The sequence below is a fragment of the Vescimonas sp. genome (genome assembly GCF_057856985.1).
Window position 1 is genome coordinate 71,009 of the sequence record NZ_DBLZXX010000006.1, and the last position, 21,005, is coordinate 92,013.

Here is a 21,005-nt window from a genome sequence, read left to right on the forward strand (position 1 = left end):
TATACTTTTCCTCATAAAGCAAAGTTTTTTCATAGGCGAGGCGTTACCGGTAACGACATTTTCCGGCAGGTGCGTAAAAAAACAGAGGCCGCCGAGGCAGCCTCTGTTTTTTATCGGTAAGTACGGACTTACTTGATGTTGCCCTGATCGTCCACGGTGATGACGGTGGCAAAGTCCTTGGCAGCCTTGGTGATGTCGTTGCTGACGGTCAGAGTGCCGTCGAACATGGCCTTCACCAGAGCCTTGTAGTCATCCTGAGTGAACTTGCCGTCCGCCCACTGGGTGGACTCCATGGGGATCTGGACATAGTTGGCAGCAGGATCATCCGCGGACACCAGGCCCAGCGTGTCGATCTTGCCGGAGTACTTCTCCCAGTTGCCGTTGACGATGACATCGGTCAGAGTGTCAAAGGTGGCGGGATACAGACCCTTCATGGCGGAAGTGACGGTCAGAGCCTTGTAGCCCTCGACGGTGGCGGCATCAGCGCCCTCGCCGGCGGCGTAGTTGGCGATGACGGCAGCCTGGTCAACGTCAACACCGATGACCTTGGCGCCCTCGACCTTCTTGGCGGCGTCAACAGCGGAGGTGTAGATACCACCGCCGCAGGCGAACACGATCTCGGTGCCGCCGGCGTACCAGGTATCCATAGCGGCGGTGATGTCGGCATCACCGAAGAACTGGTTGCCGTAAGCATAGTTGACCTTGACGTCGGTCAGCTTCAGCTCGGCGGCAGCGGCGTCAACGCCCTGCACGAAGCCGTAGCCATAGCGCTGGACAGCGGGGACAGCCATGCCGCCCAGGAAGCCCAGGTTCTTGTAGCCCAGCTTCACAGCAGCGTAGCCGGCCATGTAGCCGCACAGCTCTTCCTGATACACAGCGCAGTACAGGTTGGCGGGAACCTCAAAGCCCTCGCCCAGGTCACCGGCGGACACGTCCAGCGCGATGAACTTGACATCGGAGAACTTGGGGGCGGTCTCCGCGATGGCGGCGCCGAAGGCGTAGCCGGGCATCACGATGACGTTGTAGCCCTGATCGACAGCACTCTCGATCATGGCCACACGGTCGGCGGTGTTATCGCCGGCGGGCTTGAAGTACTGGAAGTCCACACCGTTGGCCTCCGCGAAAGCCTTGCAGGCCTCGTAGGTGGTCTGGTTGAAGGACTGGTCGGTGATATCGCCGTAGTCGGTGATCATAGCGACCTTGTACGCGACATCGGTAACATCGGTATCTTTGTCAGTGTCGTAGGTTCCATTGGAATCCTGGTTCTTCTGGCCGCAGGCTACCAGAGACAGTGCCATGACCAGAGCCAGCATCAGCGCAAGAAACTTCTTCATCATTCTGAATCTACCTTCCTAAAATTTTTATTTTCACGCCAGAGGCGGGAAAACCGTTCTGCTCCCGCAGGGGGACAGGCCCCTCTATGGGCAGTGTGCATTATAGCAGATTCGTTTGCTTTTGGCAAGCAAATTCCGCGTTTTGTAAAGACAATGTAAACAAATTTTGCAAATTATTTACATTCTGTTTTTGTCATATACACAAATGCGCTTATTTGGCGGCCATTTTCACCGCGATCTCCAAGCCGATCTTCATCATGTTGGTGAAGGTAGTCTGGCGGTCGTCGGCGGACAATTCCTCACCGGTGATGAGATTATCGGAGATGGAGCAGATGGCCAGCGCACGCTTGCCGGTGTAGGCGGCGGTGCAGTACAGACCGGCGGCCTCCATCTCCACGGCCATGACGCCCATCTTGGCGTAGCGCATATTGCGCCCGGCGGCATCGTAGAACGTGTCGGAGGAGTAGAGGTTGCCCACGGGCATCTTCACGCCCAGCTCCTTGGCGCTCTCCACGGCGGCCATCAGCAGGTCGAAGTCGCAGATAGGGGCGTAAGCGCCGCCCAGCTCGTACTGGTCGGCAAAGCTGGAATTGGTGCAGGCGCCCTGACCGGCCACCACGCTGCCCAGCTCCAGATCGGCGCGCATGGCGCCGGCGGAGCCGACGCGGATGATGTTCTCCACGTCGTACTGGGTATACAGCTCGTAGGAGTAAATACCGATGGAGGGGATTCCCATGCCGCTGGCCATAACGGAGACAGGCACGCCCTTGTAGGTACCGGTGTAGCCCTGCACGCCGCGGACATTGTTGACCAGCTTCGGCTCGGTCAGGAACGTCTCCGCGATGAACTTGGCGCGCAGGGGGTCGCCGGGCATGAGAACAGTCTTGGCGAAATCGCCCTTAGCGGCGTTGTTGTGGGGGGTAGGCATAGTGATTCCTCCTTATATCATTATTGTTCCATGGCCTTGACGGCCTTGACGATGCGGCTGGTGCCCAGGCGGTCCGCGCCCAGCGCCACGAAATCTCTGGCGTCATTGAGGTCGGCGATGCCGCCGGCGGCCTTGATCTTCACGTGCGGGGCCACGTGGGCCTTGAACAGCGCCACATCCTCGCGGGTGGCTCCGCCGCCGCCGAAGCCGGTGGAGGTCTTGATATAGTCCGCGCCGGACTCGGACACCACGCGGCACATCTCGATCTTCTCGGCGTCGGTGAGCTTGCAGGTCTCGATGATGACCTTCAGCAGCTTGCCGCCGCAATGCTCCTTGACGGCCTTGATCTCCTCCAGCACCCGGTCGTACAGGCCGTCCTTGACCCAGCCCATGTTGATGACCATGTCGATCTCGGACGCACCGTTCTTCACGGCGTCGGCGGCCTCAAAGCACTTGGCGGCGGTGGTATCGTAGCCGTTGGGGAAGCCGATGACGGTGCAGACGGCGATCTTGCCGGACACATACTCCGCCACCTGCTTCACATAGCTGGCGGGGATGCAGACGCTGGCGCAGCCGTACTTCACGCCGTCGTCGCAGATGGCCCGGATCTCTGCCCACGTGGCGGTCTGGGACAGCAGCGTGTGATCCACACGGCTCAGGATGTTTTTCAGTTCTTCGTTCATAAAAAAGCTCCTTTTCGGAAATTTTTTGCTCATACAGGGGTATTGTACCACAGCGGAGCGGAAAACACAACTCCCCGCCGGGGCGGGGAGTTGTGTGGAAGTCAGCGGGCGTTGTAGGCGGCGATGCCCTTGGCCAGCAGGTCCATGGCACGCTCCAGATCCGCCTGCTTCAGCACGTAGGCAATGCGGATCTCGTTCCTGCCCCTGCCGGGGGTGGCGTAGAAGGGCTCGCCGGGGGCGAACATCACGGTATCGCCGTTGTCGTCAAACTCCTCCAGCAGCCACTTCTGGAAGGCGTCGGCATCGTCCACGGGCAGGGCAGCCATGACGTAGAAGGCGCCGCGGGGGCACTCGCACACCACGCCGGGGATCTCGTGGAGCTTCCTGATGACCGTGTCGCGGCGGCGCTTATACTCCTCGCGGACGGCGGCGAAGTAGTCGGGGCCCACGCTGTACAGCGCGGCGGCGGCCACCTGATCGATGGTGGGCACGGACAGACGGCACTGGGCGTACTTCATGGCCTGCGCCATCAGCTCCTTATTGCGGGAGATCATGCAGCCGATGCGGGCGCCGCAGGCGGAGAACCGCTTGGAGACGGTGTCGATGACGATGACGTTCTCGGCGGCGTCGTCGAACTGGCCCATGGACTGCAGGGGCTCGCCGGCGTAGACGAATTCGCGGTACGCCTCGTCGCCGATGATGAACAGGTCGTGTTCCTTGGCGATGTCCACCATCATGCGCATCTCCTCCGGCGTCAGCACGGCGCCGGTGGGGTTACCGGGGTTGGTGACCATGATGGCGCGGGTGTGCTCGTTGATCTCCGCCTCCACCTTGGCGCGGTCGGCGTAGTGGTAGCCGTCATGGGGAGAGGTGGGGATGGGGTGGATGCTTGCGCCGCAGGTGTAGGCCATGGTGTTGTAGTTGGGATAGAACGGCTCGGGGATCAGGATCTCGTCGCCGTCGTCCAGGATGCAGTTCATGGCGATCTGCAGGGCCTCGCTGCCGCCGTTGGTGATAAGGATATCACCGGTCTCGAAGTGCATGCCCAGATCGTCGTAGTACTTCCGGATGGCGGCGATCAGCTCGGGGATGCCGGGGGACGGCGCGTAAGCCAGCACCGGCAGGTCGAAATGCCGCACGGCCTCGAAATATGCTTTGGGCGTCTCGATGTCGGGCTGGCCGATATTCAGGTGATAGATCTTCTTGCCCCTGGCCTCTGCCGCCACCGCGTAGGGGTGGAACTTACGCATGGGGGACAGGCCGCACTTCAGAGCTTTGCTGGAAAACTTCATGCTCGTTGCCTCCTTAATAAACTGAAATCGCATCCGCTTTGACCATCGTAACGCTTTTATCGTGAGAACGCAAGGGGTGAAATGTTGAATAGCCTTGAATAAAGAAGAAAGAAAGCGGCCTGCGGCCGCTTTCTTCGCATTCAAGTCAGTTCATCTGCCGCCGGCGGGACAGATTCACCGTGCCGTCCGTCATGGAGTTCAGGGAGTCCAGGCTCTTGCCGGTACCCTCCGCCACGCAGGAAATGGCATCCTCCGCCACCACGGTGTGAATACCGGTACGGGCCTCGATCAGGCGGTCAAAGCCGTCCACCAGACTGCCGCCGCCGGTCATGACGATGCCGTTGTTGGAGATGTCCGCCACCAGCTCCGGCGGGGTGCGCTCCAGTACGCCGTGGACGGCCTCCAGAATGCGCTCCACCGGCTCCTCAAACGCCTCCAGCATCTCGGTGGAGGTGACGGTGATGACCTTGGGCAGGCCCGTCATCAGGCAGCGGCCCTTGATCTCGATGGACGTCTCCTGCTCCTTGGGGAACACGCAGCCGATCTCCATCTTCATCAGCTCGGCGGTGCGCTCGCCCACCAGCACGTTGTGCTTGCGGCGCATATACTTGACGATGGACTCGTTGAACTGGTCGCCGGCCACCTTGATGGAGGCGCTCTCCACCACGCCGCTCAGGGAGATGACGGCGATGTCGCTGGTGCCGCCGCCGATGTCCACCACCATGTGGCCGTCGGGCTTGGCAATGTCGATGCCCGCGCCAATGGCCGCGGCCACCGGCTCCTCGATGAGGTACACGCGGCGGGCGCCGGCCTGAATGCCCGCATCCACCACGGCGCGCTCCTCCACCTCCGTGATGCCGGAGGGGACGCAGATGATGACACGGGGCTTGAACAGCTGGAAGCCGCCGGTGATCTTGTGCAGGAACTCGCGGAGCATGCGCTCCGTCATGTCGTAGTCGGAGATGACGCCCTCCCGCAGGGGACGGATGGCCACGATGTTGCCGGGGGTACGGCCCAGCATGGCCTGCGCATCGCCGCCCACCTTCAGCAGCTTGCCGGTGTTCTTGTCGATGGCCACCACCGACGGCTCATTGAGCACGACGCCCTTTCCCTTTACATAAACCAGCACCGAGGCGGTGCCCAGATCGATACCGATATCCTTCGCAAACGAACACATAACCAATGCACCTCATATCTTTTGTATGGCATGACTGCCCTATTCTCTGAAATATCATTATACCGGCAGGGCCCCGTTTTTGCAATAGGGTTTTCCGCCATGTCATCAAATGTTCACATTTCCATTCTGCACGGTTTTCCGCCATTCCATACGCTCACGGCTGCGGCGGCGTCATGGCCAGCGTCAGGCATACCACGTCCGCCGCGCCGGCGGCCTTCAGCACGCGGACGCACTCGCCCAGCGTGGCGCCGGTGGTCAGGATATCGTCCACCAGCAGGAAGCGCTTTCCTGCGATGTCCGCCGGAGACACCGGCTCGTAGACGCCCAGCACATTGGCGCGGCGGGCCGCCGCGTCCTCCAGACCGGACTGGGGCGGGTTGTCCCGCACCTTCCGCAGCGTCTCCTGCGGCGTGGTGTGCCAGTCCACGCAGAGGCTGGCGCAGAGATACCGCGCCTGGTCAAAGCCGCGCTTCCGCAGGCGCTTGGCACTGACCGGCACCCAGGTCACGGCATCGAATTCACCGGAGAAGGTCTCCGCCGCCGTCCGGGCCATGAGACTGCCGAAGCAGTCCAGCGCCTCGGTGCGGCCCTTGAACTTGAAGGAAAGGATGGTCTCCCGCACCGCGCCCTCGTAGTACAGCGGCGCGGCGCAGCGGCCGAATGTACCGGTGCGTACCTCGCGGCTGTATGGCAGTTCCTTTTCGCACGTCTCACACAGCAGTGCCTTGCCCACGACCCGTCCGCAGAAGGGACAGCGCCGTGGGAAGAAGAAATCCAGCAGGCTGCGCTGGAGCTTGTCCAGCTGATCGTTGACGCTCATGCCATTCCCTCCTTCAATCGGCGGCGCAGGCCGCTGTACCGCCGCTGCTGCCGGTCGTTGGCGGCCATTTTCACCGGCGTCACATCGTCGCCCACCAGCACCAGCAGCTTTCTGGCCCGGGTGATGGCGGTGTAGAGCACGCCGCGGACCATCAGGGACGGCGCGGCGGGGGCGGACACCAGCACCACCGCCGGATACTCGCTGCCCTGGGACTTATGTACGGTCATGGCGTAGGCCATGTCCAGCTCCGCCAGCTGGTCGGCGGTGTAGACGGCGGTGCGGTCGTCGAAGCGGATGGTCAGCAGCTCGCCGGCGGGGTCGATGTCCTCGATGACGCCCACGTCGCCGTTGAAAATGCCGCTGCCCACGGTGCCGTCGTCCTTCGTCCACAGCACATCGTAGTTGTTGCGGGTCTGCATGACCCGATCACCGGTGCGGAACACCATGTCGCCCCACTGCTTCTGCCGCTTATCACGGGCGGGCGGGTTCAGCGCCGCCTGCAGGGCGCGGTTGAGGTTCACAGTGCCGCACTCGCCCTTGCGGGTGGGGGACAGCACCTGGATCTGCCCCGGCTCCACGCCCATGCTTCTGGGCAGGCGGTCGCGGCACAGCTCCACCACCGTCTGCACCAGACGGTCCGGCGAGCGGCGGCACAGGAAGAAGAAGTCCCCCTGATTGCTGTCAAGGCACGGCGGCTGGCCCACGTTGACGGCGTGGGCGTTGCGGATGATGGCGGACTGCTCTGCCTGACGGAACACCTGCGTCAGGGATACGGCGGGGATGGCGCCGCTGCGCAGCATGTCGCCCAGCACGTTGCCCGCGCCCACAGAGGGCAGCTGGTCGGGGTCCCCCACCATCACCAGCCGGCAGCTGGGGCGCAGCGCCTCCAGCAGCGCCTGCATCAGTTCCAGATCCACCATGCTCATCTCGTCCACGATGACGGCGTGGGCCTCCAGCGGGTCCTTGGCGTTCTTCTTGAATGTCACCTGCCCCGTCAGCTCGTTGAAGCTCATGCCAAGGCAGCGGTGGATGGTCTGGGCCTCCCGGCCCGTCACCTCCCCCAGCCGCTTGGCTGCTCGCCCCGTGGGGGCCAGCAGCAGCACGTCAAGGCCCATCCGCTCATACAGCGTGACGATGCCCCGCAGGGAGGTGGTCTTGCCGGTGCCGGGGCCGCCGGTGAGCAGCAGCACGCCGCTGTCCGCCGCCAGCGCCACCGCCTGACGCTGCAGGGGCGCGTAGCTCACGCCCTGCTCACGCTCGATGTCGGCGATGGTCTTATCCACCCGCACCAGCCGCTCCACCGGCGTCTGCACCATGGACAGCAGGCGCTGGGCCACGAAGGTCTCCGCCTGATACAGGCGGGGCAGGTAGCAGCCTGTCACGTTGGCGATGGGCTTTTCCACCACGGCATAGCGCTGAATGAGCTTGTCCAGCGCCAGCTCCACCGTGTCCGGCTCCACGCCGATGAGCTGAGATGCCGCCAGCACCAGCTTCTCCCGCGGCAGGAACACATGGCCGTTGTTCAGATTGTGGCTGAGCTCATAGAGCACGGCGGCGTCCAGACGGCAGGGGTCGTCACCGCTGAAGCCCATGCTCAGGGCAATGGCGTCGGTGACGGCGAAGTCCACGCCGTACTGACGGCGGCTCAGCAGGTACGGATCGTCCCGCAGGGCCTGCATGGCCCCGTCGCCGTAGGTGCGCTGCACCGCCATGGCCAGATGTACCGGCAGGTCGTACCGCGCCAGGAACTCCATGACCTGGCGCAGACCCGTCAGCGCCCGCAGGGCGGCGGACAGCTCCATGGCCCGCTTGGCAGTGATGCCCTTCAGGGTCTGGAGCCGCTCCGGCTCCTCCTCGATGACCCGCAGGGTATCGGCGCCGAAGCGGTCCACCAGACGCTGGGCCGTGGCGGGCCCCACACCCTTGAGGATGCCGCTGCCCAGATAGGCCGCCACGTCCCGGGCCTCCTGCGGCATGCGGCGCTCCACGCTCTCCGCCGTCAGCTGCGGGCCGTAGGTCGGGTGCTCCACCCAGACGCCGGTGACGGTCATGCCCTCGCCGGCGGCGGCGCAGGGGATGCAGCCCACCACGGTGACAGGCTCCTCCTGTCCGTCCACGATCAGCGTCAGCACCGTATAGCCATTTTCCTCGTTCTGAAAGATCACCGACTGTACGGCGCCCTCCACGGTACAGCGCTGGCCCATATGCTTACCTCCCCTGCGCGTTTTCTTTCTTCGTATAAAGGTCTGTCAGCTGCTGCGGCGTCACCAGCACCGCGCCGGCGCCGCCGGTCAGCAGCTCCGTCCGCTGGCGGCCCGCAGCGGTGAGTCCGCAGTCCACCAGCACCACCGGCAGCGCTCGCTCCCGCGACAGCTCCCGCAGCGTCATGTCCAGCTGCTCCGCACCGCCGGAAAGCGGCACCAGATACACCGCGTCCAGCAGACGCTCCCTGCGGCGGAACAGCAGTCCCGCCAGCAGCCATAGAATGGCCGTCAGTCCCACGGCCGCCAGTCCGGCCAGCACGCCGTCCTGCCAGATCTCCATGCCGTCACCCCCTGCCACAGTGTATGCACAGGAGGGTGCAGGCGTCATTTCAGATATTTCTTCAGATATTGTCCGGTGTAGGACGCCTCCACGGCGGCCACCTGCTCCGGTGTGCCGCAGGCCACCACCGTACCGCCGCCGCTGCCGCCCTCAGGTCCCAGATCGACGATATAGTCGGCGCATTTGATAACGTCCAGATTGTGCTCGATGACCAGCACCGTGTTGCCCGCATCGGTGAGGCGCTGCAGCACGTCCAGCAGCTTGCGCACATCGTCGGCGTGCAGGCCGGTGGTGGGTTCGTCCAGAATATAGATGGTGCGGCCCGTGGCGCGGCGGCTCAGCTCCGTGGCCAGCTTGACCCGCTGGGCCTCGCCGCCGGACAGGGTAGTGGAGGGCTGGCCCAGCTTCACATAGCCCAGTCCCACGTCGCACAGCGTTTGCAGCTTCTCGTAAATTTTTGGCACGGCGGAGAAGAAGTCCAGCGCCTCCCGTGCCGTCATATCCAGCACCTCGGCGATGTTCCTGCCCTTGTAGCGCACCTCCAGCGTCTCGCGGTTGTAGCGCTTGCCGTGGCACACCTCGCAGGGAACGTACACGTCCGCCAGGAAGTGCATCTCGATCTTCAGCATACCGTCGCCGCCGCAGGCCTCGCACCGGCCGCCCCGGGTGTTGAAGGAGAACCGCCCCGGCCCGTAGCCCCGGGCCTTGGCATCCTGGGTAGACGCGAACAGGTCGCGGATCAGGTTGAACAGGTTCGTATAGGTGGCGGGGTTGGAACGGGGCGTCCGCCCGATGGGGCTCTGGTCGATGGCGATGACCTTGTCCAGATGCTCCATGCCCTCGATGCGGTCGTGCTTACCGGGGCGGGCCTTCATGCGGTTCAGCTCCACCCCCAGCTTCTTATACAGCACCTCGTTGACCAGCGAGCTTTTACCGCTGCCGCTGACACCGGTGACGCAGATGAACGTGCCCAGCGGGAAGGTGACGTCGATGTTTTTCAGGTTGTTCTCCCGTGCGCCCCGCACCGTCAGGAATTTGCCGTTTCCCTCCCGCCGGTGTGCCGGCAGCTCGATGCGCTTTTTGCCGCTGAGGTACTGTCCTGTCAGGCTGTTGGGGTCGGCCATCACCTGCTCCGGCGTACCGGCGGACACCACCTGCCCGCCCAGTGCGCCGGCCCCGGGGCCGATGTCGATGAGCCAGTCGGCGGCGCGCATGGTATCCTCGTCGTGCTCCACCACGATCAGGGTATTGCCCAGATCCCGAAGGCGGCACAGCGTGGCCAGCAGCTTGTCGTTGTCCCGCTGGTGCAGGCCGATGGACGGCTCATCCAGAATATACAGCACGCCCATGAGGCTGCTGCCGATCTGGGTGGCCAGACGGATACGCTGGCTCTCGCCGCCGGACAATGTGCCGGAGGCACGGGACAGGGTGAGATAGCTCAGTCCCACGGACTGCAAAAAGCCCAGCCGCGCCCGAATTTCCTTGAGGATCTGGGCGGCGATGAGCTGCTGGTTGCCCGTCAGCTCCAGACCGTTGAAGAAGGGCAGCGCCTGATCCACCGGCAGCTCCGTGGCATCAAAGATGGACAGACCGCCCACCGTCACCGCCAGCGCCTCCGGCCGCAGGCGGCGGCCCTTGCAGGCGGGACAGGGACACTGGGACAGGTACTCCTCGATCTCCTTTTTGCTGGCTTCGCTCTGTGTCTCGTTATACCGCCGCTCCAGATTGTGGCAGATGCCCTCAAACGCCTGATGCAGCACGCCCTTGCCACGGGGCTGGTCGTAGTGCAGCTCCAGCTTCTCGCCGCCGGTGCCATAGAGGATGACCTGCTTCACCGCGTCGCTGAGCTCGCTGTACGGCTGGCGCAGGGAAAATTGATACTTCTTGCTCAGCGCCTCGAAATACATCCGGCTGACGCCATCGGAGCGGATGGAGGCCCAGCCGGGAGCCGTGATAGCACCGTCCAGAATGGACTTGCTCTCGTCCGGCACGATCAGCACGGGGTCGGCCTTCAGCTGTACCCCCAGCCCCGTACAGGTGGGACACGCGCCGAAGGGACTGTTAAACGAAAACAGCCGGGGCGTCAGCTCCTCGATGGAGATGCCGCAGTCCTCGCAGGCGTAGTTCTGGGAAAAGGTGATGTCCTGCTGCTCCTTCAGCAGGTTCACCGTCACCAGTCCGCCGGACAGGTTGGACGCCGTCTCCACGGAGTCCGTCAGGCGCTGGGCGATATCAGGGCGGACGATGAGCCGGTCCACCACGATGTCGATATGGTGCTTCAGGTTCTTCTCCAGCGGGATATCCTCCGACAGCTCGTAGAGGTTCCCGTCCACGCGGGCGCGGACGTAGCCGCTGCGGCGGGCGTCCTCCAGCACCTTGGCGTGTTCACCCTTGCGGCCCCGCACCACCGGCGACATCACCTGGATGCGGGTACCCTCCGGCAGGGCCATGATCTGGTCGATGATCTGGTCCACCGTCTGCTGGCGAATCTCCCTGCCGCACTTGGGGCAGTGGGGCACGCCCACCCGCGCCCACAGCAGGCGGAGGTAGTCGTAGATCTCCGTCACCGTGCCCACGGTGGAGCGGGGGTTCTTGCTGGTGGTCTTCTGGTCGATGGAGATGGCGGGGGACAAGCCGTCGATATAGTCCACGTCGGGCTTGTCCATCTGGCCCAGAAACATACGGGCGTAGGAGCTGAGGCTCTCCACATACCGGCGCTGGCCTTCGGCGTAGATGGTATCAAACGCCAGCGAGCTCTTGCCGCTGCCGCTGAGTCCCGTCAGCACCACCAGCTTGTCCCGGGGGATGGTGACGTCGATATTTTTCAGGTTGTTCTCGCGGGCGCCCTTGATGAAAATTTCCTTCTGCATGGTATTCCTCTTTACACGATGATATCCGCTGTTTTTGCCCGCAGCAGGGCGATGAGGTCGCCGGGACGGCACTCCACCTGCGCCCCGATCTTCCCTGCGCTGACGCAGACGGTGTCGTACTGCGGAGCCGTGGCGTGGAACACCGTGGGGAACTGCTTCTTCATGCCCACGGGGCTGCACCCGCCGTGGACGTAGCCCGTCAGGCCCAGCAGCTCCTTCTGGGGCAGCATGGCCACGGACTTCTCTCCCACGGCCCTGGCAGCCTTCTTCAAATCAAGGTTCTCCGCCACAGGGATGTCGAACACATAGTACCCGCCGGACGCACCCTTCGTCACCAATGTCTTGAACACATGGGCGAGGTCCTGTCCCAATGCCGCCGCCACGGACACGCCGTCAATGGGGCCGTCGGGGTCGTAGGTGTGAGCGGTATAGGGGATCTTCTTCTGGTCCAGCGTGCGCATCACGTTGGTCTTTTCTTCTTTATGCTTTGCCATAACAGGCACCTCCTCAGAACACGTACCGTGCCAGTACGCTCAGAATCAGGATATGGACGGGATAAAAGGCGTAAAAGCCGTATTGCAGGGCCTTGTTGGAAAAGCCGCGCTCTCCGTTATACAGGCAGAGAGGGATCAGGGACAGCATGGCCAGCATCTCCAGCCGCCACGCCGAGCAGAACCAGCAGAACAGGGCCAGACCCACCAGCTGGATGGCCCACCGGTTCCTGACCTCGCGGGTCAGGTAGAACAGCGTCACCAGCAGCACGCCCCAGCCGCCGTAGTCCGTATTGCACACCTGGCCCAGGAGGAAGCCCACGGCGATGGCGGCGTCCGCTGGCAGCCGCTGCCACATTTCCGGCCTCGTTCTGGCCCAGTCCATGGCCCAGCACACCAGTGCGCCGATGAGCAGCGTCCACAGCACATTCTGGTAGTTCCAGGAGAGCCATTGGCCGCTGCACATCAGGTTAAACGGCAGCTCCGACAGCACGGCGAACAGCAGCAGCCGCCCGGCGTAGCGCTTTTTGTCGTGGGTGTGGGCACAGCCCTCCGCAATGAGGAAGCAGAAAATGGGGAAGGCCAGACGGCCCACGGCCCGCATCCACACGGCGTGTGGGAACAGGGTAAAGCCCATGTGGTCGATGAGCATGGTGACCACGGCCAGCAGCTTCAGGTGCAGGCTATTCAGCGGCAGCTTCTCGTTCATGTCGTCCCTCCCGCGCCAGCAGCGCCACGCAGCCGATGACACAGCCCACGCCCAGCACCGTCCAGACGGTGAGGGCCTCATGGAACACGGTGATGCCCACCAGTGTCTCCACCACCGGCTCGATGTTGGTGATGATGGAGGCGCGTCCGCTCTCCACGCCCTCCAGTCCCTTGGTGTAGAAGATGTAGGGCAGCACCGTGGCCACGACGACCACGCAGATGCCGCCGATAATGCCCTGTGGCTGCCGGAACACCGGCAGCAGTGCCGGGATGTCCGCAAAGAACACAGAGCCGAGGCCCGCCACCAGAAACGTCCAGTAGATCATAGTGTAGCTCTCGTAGTGGGCCAGACCGTAGTGGCTGAACACGGTGTAGCTGGCGTAGCACATGCCGGACACCACGCCCAGGCCGATACCGGCCCAGGAGGCGGTCATGTCACCGCCAAAGATGCCGCTGACCATGACGCAGCCCAGCAGCGACACGCACAGCGCCGCGATCTTCCCCTTCGTCAGGGGTGTTTTCCAGAGGACGGCGCTGGCCAGCACCACGAAGGACGGGGCCAGATACAGCAGCACCGCCGCCACCGACAGCGAGCACATGGTCTGGCACTGGAAATACACCACGCTCAGCAGCAGGATGCTGATAAGCCCCGACCCCAGGAAGATGGGCAGGTGCTTCAGCCGGATGCGGAACACCTGCCTGTGGAACAGGGCGAACACCACCGTCAGCACCAGCAGCGTCCCGAAGTTCCGGACGAACACCCGGTTGCCCAGCGTCATACCCGCCTCTGTCAGCAGCCGGTTGGAAAACCCGATAAAGCCCCAGCACACGGCGCTGAGGATCACGTAGATATACGAGATCGTCTTGTTCATGGTCCTTTTCTCTATTTCTGGCCCCGCAGCTCGATGATCTGATCCCGCAGCAGAGCGGCGTACTCGAACTCCAGCATACGGCTGGCCTCTTTCATCTCTTTTTCCAGACGGGCGATGGTCTCCGCCCGCTCGCGGTCAGTGAGCTTCTTCTTCGACAGCTTGGAGGCGTCCTCCGCGCTGTGGCTGATCTCCACCATCTCCCGCACGCTCTTGCGGATGGTGCGGGGCACGATGCCGTGGGCGCGGTTGAAGTCGTCCTGCAGCTTGCGGCGGCGGTCCGTCTCATCCATGGCCGAGCGCATGGACGGCGTCACGGTATCCGCGTAGAGGATCACCAGTCCCTCGGCGTTGCGGGCGGCGCGGCCGATGGTCTGGATCAGGCTGGTCTCGCTGCGGAGGAATCCCTCCTTGTCCGCGTCCAGAATGGCTACCAGCGACACCTCCGGCAGGTCCAGTCCCTCCCGGAGCAGGTTGATGCCCACCAGCACGTCGAATTCGCCCAGCCGCAGGTCGCGGATGATCTCCATCCGCTCCAGCGCCGACACGTCGGCGTGCATGTACCGCACCTTGATGCCGAGGCCGCGGAAGTGGGCGGTGAGATCCTCCGCCATGCGCTTGGTCAGCGTCGTCACCAGCACCCGCTCGTTCTTTTTCTCCCGGATATGGATCTCCGACACCAGATCGTCGATCTGACCGGTGATGGGGCGTACCTCCACCCGGGGATCCAGCAGCCCCGTGGGGCGGATGACCTGCTCCACCACCTGATCGGCGTGGGACTTTTCGAAGTCTCCGGGGGTGGCGGAGACATACACCGCCTGATGGAACCGCTCCTCGAACTCCTCGAACTTCAGCGGGCGGTTATCGAAGGCGCAGGGCAGGCGGAAGCCGTACTCCACCAGGCTCTGCTTGCGGGCATGGTCGCCGTTGTACATGGCCCGCACCTGCGGCAGCGTCACATGGCTCTCGTCCACGAACAGCACGAAATCGTCGGGGAAGAAGTCCAGCAGCGTCATGGGCGGGGAGCCTGCGGGACGCTGGGAGATGATGCGTGAATAGTTCTCAATACCGGAGCAGTAGCCCAGCTCCCGCATCATTTCCACGTCGTAGCGGGTGCGCTGGTCGATGCGCTGGGCCTCGATGAGCTTGCCCTGCTCCTCGAACAGAGCCTTCTGCCGGGCCAGCTCCCGCTCGATCTCCTCCGCGGCACGCTCCAGCTTGTCCTTGGGGGTGACGTAGTGGCTGGCGGGGTATACCGCCACGTGCTGCAAAGCCTTCAGCGCCGCACCGGTGACGGGGTGGAACTCGGTGATGCGGTCGATCTCGTCGCCGAAGAACTCCACGCGGATGGCGCGATCCTTGTAGTAGGCGGGGTACAGCTCCACCGTGTCGCCCCGCACGCGGAACATGTTGCGCTGAAAGGCCACGTCGTTGCGCTCGTACCGGTCCTCCACCAGCCGCCGCAGCAGCTCGTCCCGGTCCATGGTCATGCCCACCCGCAGAGAGATCATCATGCGGGCAAAATCGTCCGGCTCGCCCAGACCGTAGATGCAGCTCACCGACGAGACCACGATGACATCCCGCCGCTCCAGCAGGGCGCAGGTGGCGGACAGACGCAGGCGGTCGATCTCCTCGTTGGTGGAGGCATCCTTTTCGATATAGGTATCCGTGTGGGGGATGTATGCCTCCGGCTGGTAGTAGTCATAGTAGGAGACGAAGTACTCTACGGCATTGTTGGGAAAGAACTCCCGAAACTCCTCGCACAGCTGAGCCGCCAGCGTCTTGTTGTGGGCCAGCACCAGCGTGGGGCGGTTCACCTTTTCGATGACCTTGGCCATGGTGTACGTCTTGCCGGAGCCGGTGACGCCCTTGAGCACCTGCTCCCGCAGGCCGTTCTCCAGCCCCTCCGCCAGCTTCTCGATGGCCTGGGGCTGATCGCCGGCGGGGCTGTATTCAGAAACAACTTTGAAATCAGGCATGACGCCCTCCCTTATCTCTGCAAAAATCCGCTCTCCGCCATGGAGACGTAGTCATCGTCGGCCACAATGATGTGATCGGCCAGACGGATGCCCAGCGGGGCCAGCGCCTCCCGGATGCGGCGGGTCACCAGCACATCCGCGTCGGAGGGCAGGGCCACGCCGCTGGGGTGGTTGTGCGCCAGAATGATGGTACTGGCTCCGGCGTACAGGGCGTTCTCCACCACCTGCCGCACGTGGACCGGCGAGGCGGAAACGGTGCCCTTGCCGATGCAGCGGCAGGTCAGGAGCTTGCCCTTGCCGTCCAGACACACCTGATACAAAAGCTCCCGTTTCTGCCCTGTCAGCAGCTCCATGAAGTAGGCGCCGGTGCGGTCCGGCGAGTTCAATATCTTCTCAGGCAGGCTGGTGATGCGGGCGCGCCGGCTGATGTCCCCTATCAGGCACAGCAGCAGGGCGGCGCTCCGACCCACGCCCTCCTCCTTCTCCAGTTCCTCCGGCGTGGCCTGCAATACGCCCTGCAGGGAGCGAAAGCGCTTCAGCAGGCGGTGGGCCGTCTCGTTGGTATCCTGACGTGGGATGGCGTAGAACAGCGCCAGCTCCAGCAGCTCGTGGTCCGCCAGGGCGTCGGCCCCCAGTTGGCGATACCGATCCTTCGCCCGCTGCCGGTGTCCGTCGTGCAGTCCCATGGATGCCCCTCCCTCCGCCGTGGTTTTCGCTGCATCTTTTCGAATAATATAGTATACCACGATATGACGGATGTCACAAGCGGTATTTCCCTCGCTGTTTTCCGCTATTTTCCGGCGGTGGGAATTTCCCCCTTGAATTTGCGCCGCGTCTACGGTATAATGAGCGAGTCACAGGCCGGTGTGATGGAATTGGTAGACGTAGTGGACTCAAAATCCACCGCTGGCGACAGCGTACCGGTTCGAGTCCGGTCACCGGCACCATAAAAAGCAGGACACGCCCCGCGTGCCCTGCTTTTTTCCGCGTTGGGCGGTGGGGAAAGTTTCGGAATTCTTCACAAACGGCACTTGCTTTCTTTGTCGCGATATGCTACCATCGTGACCACAAATTAAAGGCACCGCCTTAATATGGAATAGAGTATTCGATCAGAAGGTTTTTGACATGAAGCATATTGGTCTGTTTGCGGCAGGCGTCCTGCCGCCCGCCGCCTCCGCCCTGCGGCACAACCTGTCCACATTGTCCATCAGCCTCAGACGCACGAGCGATCTGCCGCCGGAGGCGGAACAGGAGGTGCAGGCATGACGTTCCAGGGCTACACGCAGGAGACGGTGGACTTCCTGTGGGGCATCCGCTTCAACAACGAGCGGGGCTGGTTCATGGACCACAAGCAGGACTATCAGAACCACCTGCTCTCCCCCACCCGTGCGCTGGCGGAGCAGGTCTACGACGCCATACACGAAGTCTTCCCCGACGAGCCGTTCCTGCTGAAAATGTCCCGCATCTATCGGGACGCCCGCCGGCTCCACGGGCAGGGTCCCTACAAGGACCACCTGTGGTTCTGCATCCGCACCGGCGATCAGGACTGGACGGGGCGGCCCACGTTCTACTTTGAGATCGCGCCGGACTATTACAGCTACGGCATGGGGTTCTGGTGCCCCCGTCCGGCGCTGATGGCCGCCTATCGCCAGGGCATCGACCGACATCCCGAGGAGCTGAGCCGCCTGGTGCGGCAGTTCAACAAGCAGGATGTCTTTGCCCTCGCAGGGCCGGAGTACGCCCGCAGCAAGGGTGAGACCACGCCGCTGCTGCGGCCGTGGTATAATCGGAAATCCATCAATCTGCAGCACGATGTGCCGCTGGACGACCGCATCTTCTCGCCGGAGCTGGCGCAGGACGTGATCAATGGGTTCCGGAGCCTGATGCCGTTCTATCGCTACTTCGACCGGCTGTGCGCCTCTACGACGGAAGCTTAACAAAATGTTAACTTGACATGTGGGATGCCATACAATATAGTTGTATTGTTTGAGGGAGTAATTCCGCACCGCGCAGGCGGGGCGGGACACACCGTCATCTCGGCGCGCAGCGCCCGATGTGTCCTGAAAGAATGAGACTCATACACAGGAAAACTGTGTATGAGTCTTTTTTTATGCCGAGATAGACACGGAAACGCGAAAAGAGGAGAATCTGTATGGTCAAAGACTACAACCGCTCGCCCCAGGAGGTACTGGAGGAGCTGCACACCTCACCGCTGGGCCTGACGGCGGCGGAGGCAGCGGCGCGGCTGGCAGCGCACGGCCCCAACAAGCTGAAGGAGGCGGAGAAGCCCTCCCTGCTGCGCCGATTCCTGGCGCAGCTGAAGGATCCCATGCTGCTGATGCTGATGGCCGCCGCAGCCATCAGCGCCGTCACCAACGCCCTCAGCGGCGAGAGCTTCACGGAGGTGTTCATCATCCTGGCCGTGGTGCTGCTGAACGCCGTGCTCGGCGTGGTGCAGGAGAGCAAGGCCGAGGCCGCCATTGAAGCGCTCCAGACCATGACCGCCGCCAAATGCAAGGTGCTGCGGGACGGCCACCAGACCGTGGTGGAGAACAGCCAGCTGGTGCCCGGGGATGTGGTGGTGCTGGAGGCCGGAGACGCCATCCCCGCCGATGGGCGGCTGCTGGAGTGCGTCTCGCTGAAGATCGAGGAGGCCGCTCTCACCGGTGAGAGCGTGCCCGCCGCCAAGGCGGCGGAGCTGCTGACAGGGCAGGACGTGCCGCTGGGCGACCGGAAAAACATGTGCTACATGGGCAGCACCGTGGTCTACGGCCGCGGCCGCGCCGTCATCACCGCCACCGGCATGGACACGGAGATGGGCAAGATCGCCGGCGTGCTGGCCCAGACGGAACAGGATGAGACGCCGCTGCAGCGGAAGCTGACCCAGCTGGGTACCACGCTGTCCAAGCTGGTGGTGGCCATCTGCGTGTTCATCTTTATTTTCGACCTGGTGGTAGTGGGAGACTATTCCCTGACCTCCATCCTGAGCACCTTTATGGTGGCGGTATCGCTGGCGGTGGCGGCGATCCCCGAGGGGCTGGCCACGGTGGTGACGGTGGTGCTGAGCATCGGCGTTACCAACATGAGCAAGCGGCACGCCGTGATCCGGCGGCTCACCGCGGTGGAGACGCTGGGCTGCACCCAGGTCATCTGCTCCGACAAGACCGGTACCCTGACCCAGAACAAAATGACGGTGGTGGAGCACACGGGGCCGCTGCCGCTGCTGGCCGCCGCCATGACGCTGTGCAACGACGCCATTCTGGAGGACGGCGGCGCCCAGGGCGAGCCTACTGAGGCGGCGCTGGTGAATTTTGCCGCGGCCAGCGGCTGTCCCAAGCCCCAGCTGGAGGCCCGGCAGCCCCGCTGCGCCGAAGCGCCCTTTGACTCCAGCCGGAAGATGATGTCCACCATCCACCGCGCGGACGGCGGCTTCGTACAGTACACCAAGGGTGCGCCGGACGAGGTGCTGCGCCGCTGCACCCACTATACGGAGGGCGGCGCGGTGCTTCCCATGACGGAGGAAAAGCGTGCCGCCATTCTGGCGGACAACAAGGCCATGGCCGACAAGGCGCTGCGGGTGCTGGCGGCGGCGGAGCGGCGGTACGACAGTCTGCCCGAGGATCTGACGCCGCAGGCGCTGGAGCAGCAGCTGTGCTTCATCGGCCTTGCCGGTATGATCGACCCCGTGCGGCCGGAGGTGAAGGACGCCGTGGCCCAGTGCCGCGCCGCAGGCATCCGCCCGGTGATGATCACCGGCGACCACAAGGACACCGCCGTGGCCATCGCCAGAGAGCTGGGCATCATCACCGACGCCTCCCAGGCCGTTACCGGCAGCGCGCTGGACGGCCTGTCCGACGATGAGCTGGATCAGGTCATCGACCGGTACGGCGTATACGCCCGTGTCCAGCCGGAGCACAAGGTGCGCATCGTCAACGCCTGGCGGCGGCGGGGCGCCGTCACCGCCATGACCGGCGACGGCGTCAACGACGCGCCCAGCATCAAGTGCGCCGACATCGGCGTGGGCATGGGTATCACCGGCACCGACGTCACCAAGAATGTGGCGGACATGGTGCTGTCCGACGACAACTTCGCCACCATCGTCTCCGCCGTGGGCGAGGGGCGGCGCATCTACGACAACATCCGCAAGGCCATCCAGTTCCTGCTGGCCAGCAACATGAGCGAGGTGCTGGGCGTGTTCTTTGCCACGCTGCTGGGCTTCACGCTGCTGAACCCCGTACACCTGCTGTTCATCAACCTCATCACCGACTGCTTCCCCGCTCTGGCGCTGGGACTGGAGCAGGCGGAGCCGGACACCATGACCCGCCCGCCCCGGGACAGCCGCGACGGTGTGTTTGCCGGCGGCCTGGGCGTGGATCTCGCCTATCAGGGCGTACTCATCACCCTGATCACGCTGGTGTCCTACATCATCGGGCACTGCATGGAGGTGGGATACTTTGAGATGCCCAAGGGCGTGTCCGACGACGGCATGACCATGGCGTTTCTGACCATGAGCATGTGCGAGATCTTCCACAGCTTCAATATGCGCTCCCAGCGCAAGAGCGTGTTCTCCCTGCCCAGCCATAACAAGGTGCTGTGGGCTGCCATGGCGGGGTCGCTGGTGCTGACCACGGCGGTGCTGGAGGTACCTGTGCTGGCCAACGCCTTCGGGTTCACGCCGGTGAGCTGGCCGGAGTATGGCATCGCGCTGGCGCTGGCGTTCCTGGTCATTCCCGTGGTAGAGCTGGTGAAGCTCTGCCAGCGCCGCGCCGCGGCGCGAAGAGCGCAGAAGTAAAGAGCGGAATAAAAGGAAGGAGCGGGGCAAAGCCCCGCTCCTTCCTTGTTATCTGTTGGAAGTACCGCTTTAGCAGGTCATCGAAGGCCTTGCTATTTTCCTTTTAACAATACAAATCGTATCACGGATCAGTGCGGCCGTCATATGCCAGAGCTTCGGCTTCACTGTTAAAGGCAAGATAACCGGCACAACCGTATGCTGTATGATGGCAATACCCTTTGATATGCAGCGTGTGGGTTTTGGGATTATAGATACTGGGGCTATCTGCGGACTATGTGTTATTTGGTGCAAAGCGCAGTGACGATGACCTGCGGGGCGACCGCATCAGTCGTATCGACAGACGTTATCTGCCATTGTTGGACGGCGTTATTACGGAGCTTCTGGCGCTGAATGAGCATTAAAGCAAAAAAGAAGCGACCTTCCGCTACTCCTGATAGGGGTACCTTGAAGCGTGTCCTCGGATTAGGCAGGCAGTGCAATTGTACTGTCTGCCTTTTCTGTTGTCTCTCCGCATAGAA

General features: G+C 63.2%; 18 protein-coding genes and 1 tRNA gene. 4 read left to right on the top strand and 15 right to left on the bottom strand.

The window, feature by feature from the left end; all coding sequences use genetic code 11:
• Positions 1-128: 128 nt before the first annotated feature.
• From ACZM22_RS06475 to radC, 14 genes are all read right to left on the bottom strand, one after another.
• Entirely contained in the window at positions 129-1,337 is a 1,209-nt protein-coding gene (locus tag ACZM22_RS06475) for a BMP family ABC transporter substrate-binding protein (RefSeq protein WP_483268121.1), read from the bottom strand.
• Between the two features lie 208 nt (positions 1,338-1,545).
• A complete protein-coding gene (gene deoD / locus ACZM22_RS06480) occupies positions 1,546-2,262 on the bottom strand; it encodes a purine-nucleoside phosphorylase (RefSeq protein ID WP_489543478.1) in 717 nt (238 codons plus the stop codon).
• A 20-nt stretch (positions 2,263-2,282) separates the two neighbouring features.
• Complete coding sequence (gene deoC / locus ACZM22_RS06485) at positions 2,283-2,945, bottom strand: deoxyribose-phosphate aldolase (RefSeq protein WP_489543479.1); 663 nt, start codon at positions 2,943-2,945, stop codon at positions 2,283-2,285.
• A 101-nt stretch (positions 2,946-3,046) separates the two neighbouring features.
• On the bottom strand, positions 3,047-4,237 hold the full coding sequence (locus tag ACZM22_RS06490) for a pyridoxal phosphate-dependent aminotransferase (RefSeq protein ID WP_489543480.1): 1,191 nt from the start codon (positions 4,235-4,237) through the stop codon (positions 3,047-3,049).
• A 145-nt stretch (positions 4,238-4,382) separates the two neighbouring features.
• On the bottom strand, positions 4,383-5,414 hold the full coding sequence (locus ACZM22_RS06495; protein ID WP_489543481.1) for a rod shape-determining protein: 1,032 nt from the start codon (positions 5,412-5,414) through the stop codon (positions 4,383-4,385).
• 154 nt (positions 5,415-5,568) lie between these two features.
• Complete coding sequence (locus ACZM22_RS06500) at positions 5,569-6,234, bottom strand: ComF family protein (protein WP_489543482.1); 666 nt, start codon at positions 6,232-6,234, stop codon at positions 5,569-5,571.
• Complete coding sequence (recD2, locus tag ACZM22_RS06505; RefSeq protein ID WP_489543483.1) at positions 6,231-8,438, bottom strand: SF1B family DNA helicase RecD2; 2,208 nt, start codon at positions 8,436-8,438, stop codon at positions 6,231-6,233. The genes ACZM22_RS06500 and recD2 overlap by 4 nt, the downstream gene beginning before the upstream one ends.
• A 4-nt stretch (positions 8,439-8,442) precedes the next feature.
• The gene (locus ACZM22_RS06510; protein WP_483269006.1) at positions 8,443-8,778 is read right to left on the bottom strand and encodes a hypothetical protein; all 336 of its coding nucleotides are present in this window, start codon (positions 8,776-8,778) and stop codon (positions 8,443-8,445) included.
• Between the two features lie 44 nt (positions 8,779-8,822).
• Positions 8,823-11,648, bottom strand: a complete 2,826-nt coding sequence (uvrA, locus tag ACZM22_RS06515; protein ID WP_484438550.1) for an excinuclease ABC subunit UvrA — start codon at positions 11,646-11,648, stop codon at positions 8,823-8,825.
• Between the two features lie 11 nt (positions 11,649-11,659).
• Complete coding sequence (ybaK, locus tag ACZM22_RS06520; RefSeq protein ID WP_489543484.1) at positions 11,660-12,142, bottom strand: Cys-tRNA(Pro) deacylase; 483 nt, start codon at positions 12,140-12,142, stop codon at positions 11,660-11,662.
• 13 nt (positions 12,143-12,155) lie between these two features.
• Entirely contained in the window at positions 12,156-12,848 is a 693-nt protein-coding gene (locus ACZM22_RS06525) for a TraX family protein (RefSeq protein ID WP_489543485.1), read from the bottom strand.
• Entirely contained in the window at positions 12,823-13,719 is an 897-nt protein-coding gene (locus ACZM22_RS06530; protein WP_489543486.1) for a DMT family transporter, read from the bottom strand. The genes ACZM22_RS06525 and ACZM22_RS06530 overlap by 26 nt, the downstream gene beginning before the upstream one ends.
• Before the next feature lie 11 nt (positions 13,720-13,730).
• Positions 13,731-15,695: an excinuclease ABC subunit UvrB gene (gene uvrB, locus ACZM22_RS06535; RefSeq protein WP_489543487.1), complete on the bottom strand. Its 1,965-nt coding sequence runs from the start codon at positions 15,693-15,695 to the stop codon at positions 13,731-13,733.
• A gap of 11 nt (positions 15,696-15,706) precedes the next feature.
• Positions 15,707-16,381 carry a RadC family protein gene (gene radC / locus ACZM22_RS06540; protein WP_489543488.1) on the bottom strand — a complete coding sequence of 225 codons (675 nt, stop codon included), beginning with the start codon at positions 16,379-16,381 and terminating at the stop codon, positions 15,707-15,709.
• A gap of 174 nt (positions 16,382-16,555) precedes the next feature.
• Between radC and ACZM22_RS06545 the strand changes: the two genes are divergently transcribed.
• The 4 genes from ACZM22_RS06545 (at position 16,556) to ACZM22_RS06560 (ending at position 20,487) form a co-directional block, all read left to right on the top strand.
• Positions 16,556-16,642, top strand: a tRNA-Leu gene (locus ACZM22_RS06545).
• 178 nt (positions 16,643-16,820) lie between these two features.
• Complete coding sequence (locus ACZM22_RS06550; RefSeq protein ID WP_489543489.1) at positions 16,821-16,961, top strand: hypothetical protein; 141 nt, start codon at positions 16,821-16,823, stop codon at positions 16,959-16,961.
• Positions 16,958-17,632 (top strand): DUF2461 domain-containing protein, encoded by a 675-nt coding sequence (locus ACZM22_RS06555; protein WP_489543490.1) that lies wholly within the window; start codon positions 16,958-16,960, stop codon positions 17,630-17,632. The genes ACZM22_RS06550 and ACZM22_RS06555 overlap by 4 nt, the downstream gene beginning before the upstream one ends.
• Positions 17,633-17,847: 215 nt before the next feature.
• Positions 17,848-20,487 (top strand): cation-translocating P-type ATPase, encoded by a 2,640-nt coding sequence (locus ACZM22_RS06560; protein ID WP_489543491.1) that lies wholly within the window; start codon positions 17,848-17,850, stop codon positions 20,485-20,487.
• A gap of 278 nt (positions 20,488-20,765) precedes the next feature.
• On the opposite strand, the gene ACZM22_RS06565 is transcribed toward ACZM22_RS06560, so the two are convergent.
• A partial coding sequence (locus tag ACZM22_RS06565; RefSeq protein ID WP_489543492.1) for a hypothetical protein occupies positions 20,766-21,005 on the bottom strand: 240 nt, incomplete at its 5' end.

Bases quoted from the DNA above. Each gene is read 5' to 3' on its own strand.
- uvrA (WP_484438550.1), bottom strand. From the start codon at position 11,648: ATGCAGAAGGAAATTTTCATCAAGGGCGCCCGCGAGAACAACCTGAAA.
- radC (WP_489543488.1), bottom strand. From the start codon at position 16,381: ATGGGACTGCACGACGGACACCGGCAGCGGGCGAAGGATCGGTATCGC.
- ACZM22_RS06560 (WP_489543491.1), top strand. From the start codon at position 17,848: ATGGTCAAAGACTACAACCGCTCGCCCCAGGAGGTACTGGAGGAGCTG.
- uvrB (WP_489543487.1), bottom strand. From the start codon at position 15,695: ATGCCTGATTTCAAAGTTGTTTCTGAATACAGCCCCGCCGGCGATCAG.
- recD2 (WP_489543483.1), bottom strand. From the start codon at position 8,438: ATGGGCCAGCGCTGTACCGTGGAGGGCGCCGTACAGTCGGTGATCTTT.
- deoC (WP_489543479.1), bottom strand. From the start codon at position 2,945: ATGAACGAAGAACTGAAAAACATCCTGAGCCGTGTGGATCACACGCTG.
- ACZM22_RS06500 (WP_489543482.1), bottom strand. From the start codon at position 6,234: ATGAGCGTCAACGATCAGCTGGACAAGCTCCAGCGCAGCCTGCTGGAT.
- ACZM22_RS06555 (WP_489543490.1), top strand. From the start codon at position 16,958: ATGACGTTCCAGGGCTACACGCAGGAGACGGTGGACTTCCTGTGGGGC.
- ACZM22_RS06530 (WP_489543486.1), bottom strand. From the start codon at position 13,719: ATGAACAAGACGATCTCGTATATCTACGTGATCCTCAGCGCCGTGTGC.
- ACZM22_RS06490 (WP_489543480.1), bottom strand. From the start codon at position 4,237: ATGAAGTTTTCCAGCAAAGCTCTGAAGTGCGGCCTGTCCCCCATGCGT.
- ACZM22_RS06475 (WP_483268121.1), bottom strand. From the start codon at position 1,337: ATGATGAAGAAGTTTCTTGCGCTGATGCTGGCTCTGGTCATGGCACTG.
- ACZM22_RS06525 (WP_489543485.1), bottom strand. From the start codon at position 12,848: ATGAACGAGAAGCTGCCGCTGAATAGCCTGCACCTGAAGCTGCTGGCC.
- ybaK (WP_489543484.1), bottom strand. From the start codon at position 12,142: ATGGCAAAGCATAAAGAAGAAAAGACCAACGTGATGCGCACGCTGGAC.
- ACZM22_RS06495 (WP_489543481.1), bottom strand. From the start codon at position 5,414: ATGTGTTCGTTTGCGAAGGATATCGGTATCGATCTGGGCACCGCCTCG.
- ACZM22_RS06510 (WP_483269006.1), bottom strand. From the start codon at position 8,778: ATGGAGATCTGGCAGGACGGCGTGCTGGCCGGACTGGCGGCCGTGGGA.
- ACZM22_RS06550 (WP_489543489.1), top strand. From the start codon at position 16,821: ATGAAGCATATTGGTCTGTTTGCGGCAGGCGTCCTGCCGCCCGCCGCC.
- deoD (WP_489543478.1), bottom strand. From the start codon at position 2,262: ATGCCTACCCCCCACAACAACGCCGCTAAGGGCGATTTCGCCAAGACT.